We start from the raw sequence: 1,686 nt of genomic DNA, 5'->3' as shown, positions 1-1,686 counted from the left end.
TTTATTTTAAAAAAATGGTATGTACTTATGATATGTGGATCGTCAACACCCGTCTTTATGGTGAATCATCATTTTGCCTAGTTTATACCATCTATACCATGAACAATAATCATTTAGATAAAAAAGATTCTATAGTTGCTTACTTAGAACATGAAGATGATACTTATGTCCTTGATTTCAAGGAATATAAAATGACAGTTTGTGAGGAAAGAAAAAGACAGCGTGATCATGATATGGAAGTCGGAAGATTCATATTACAGTGCTATGTCGATCTACTGAACGATCTGTTACAGGAAGTGGAGATATAGGGATCACAAACAGCTTTAGAAACATAATCGTTGTATCCCTACCATATCATGCATCCGATCACGATATAGCACTGCATGATGATCTATGACAGCTGCGCTTACAGAAGAAAGTGGTAACCCCGCAAAGGAGGACGGAATGAACTATCATAGGAACGATGAGGAAATGATGAGACAAGCAAAGGGCGATGAGCCGATAACGATCGACAAGCTGAATGACGAATTGGAAAGTCTGCTGGAGGAGCAGGCAGAAATGAGGAAGAGAAATGCATATTACATAAAAAACAAAACGATGATCGGATATGAAGGGCTGAGCGATGATGAGGCGAAAAAGTTAAAAGGCCGACCGGACAGTTACGGCTATTCAGAATTGGTATACTCCAGCCTTGATTTCGCTATCATCAGTGATAAGATAACCAATCTGAGAGTTCATATCAAACATCTGAAATGGACACAGTAGAACTGTGATTCCAAAAGAGAGCGAATCACCTGGCAAGTTGCCAGGTGATCGGATCCTCTATAAAAAGCAGCCGGCACATGAGCCGGCTTTCTACATGGCAAGTTGCCATGTAGCTATAGAATACCGCATCCGGCTCCTCAGTCAAGGACCGGGTCGTATCTTCTTGACGGAAGATCTCCACCCTGCCTTACGGCTCCCTGACTGCTCCACCTCCTGCGGTGTGGAGAAAGTGTAAGGTAAACAGAGCTTACCGAGAGAGCGGAAAGACCGCATAGGAGGAAATTCAAATGGAAACTTTCAAAATCAATATGAACGAAGAATTGAATGGAGTCGAACTGACATTCTCACAGAAACCGGATACCAGGATCCTGACCACATTGAAGGATGCCGGCTTCCGCTGGCATCGGGTCAAAAAAGTATGGTATGCGAAAAGATCAGAAACGACACTACAAGTCATTGCCGAACTGAAAGAAGGTTCCTCTGGAACAATAATAGACGATGGGCCAAAAGCAACGGATGTAGGATCAGAAAAAGAAAATCTTGACGGTGTGAAGGTCGGAGACCTATACGTTGCTTCCTGGGGATATGAACAGACGAACCTTAGCTTCTTCCAAGTCGTGAAGATATCAGCACATAATGCATGGTTCATCGAAGTCGCTCCAGAAATCAAAGAAGAAAGTGATGCAGCGTGGGGTTCTCGGACAGTCTCCTTCAGGACAGACGGAGGAATGCTTGCGCCAATCCATAAGCCGACATTCATCAAAGACCAGTTGCATGGAGACCGGAAAAGCACGAAAAACGGAACTATCAAAATGACTGAGTATGCATATGCCCATAAATATAACGGAAGCGAATTATATGAGAGCTGGTATGCATGATCAGTTAGACTCCTGACATATTCACTTTCTTCATTATTCCATA

3 protein-coding genes are annotated in these 1,686 nt (G+C 42.8%); all 3 read left to right on the top strand.

Annotation, left to right across the window (positions count from 1 at the left end; translation table 11 throughout):
- The coding region (locus NE665_RS23625) for a hypothetical protein (RefSeq protein ID WP_256302677.1) at nt 1-308 on the top strand (308 nt) is incomplete at its 5' end.
- A gap of 136 nt (nt 309-444) precedes the next feature.
- Nucleotides 445-765, top strand: coding sequence for a hypothetical protein (locus NE665_RS23620; protein WP_002610722.1), 321 nt, complete (start codon nt 445-447; stop codon nt 763-765).
- A gap of 287 nt (nt 766-1,052) precedes the next feature.
- Nucleotides 1,053-1,643, top strand: coding sequence for a hypothetical protein (locus tag NE665_RS23615; protein ID WP_002610720.1), 591 nt, complete (start codon nt 1,053-1,055; stop codon nt 1,641-1,643).
- Nucleotides 1,644-1,686: the final 43 nt, after the last annotated feature.

Origin of the sequence: Clostridium sp. DFI.1.208 (genome assembly GCF_024463855.1) — a bacterium.
In the GTDB taxonomy this organism is placed as follows: Bacteria; Bacillota_I; Bacilli_A; order Erysipelotrichales; family Erysipelotrichaceae; genus Clostridium_AQ.
The sequence above is the reverse complement of the archived record's forward strand: the minus strand, read 5'-3'. Positions and strand labels throughout refer to the sequence as shown.

Bases quoted from the DNA above. Each gene is read 5' to 3' on its own strand.
- NE665_RS23615 (WP_002610720.1), top strand. From the start codon at position 1,053: ATGGAAACTTTCAAAATCAATATGAACGAAGAATTGAATGGAGTCGAA.
- NE665_RS23620 (WP_002610722.1), top strand. From the start codon at position 445: ATGAACTATCATAGGAACGATGAGGAAATGATGAGACAAGCAAAGGGC.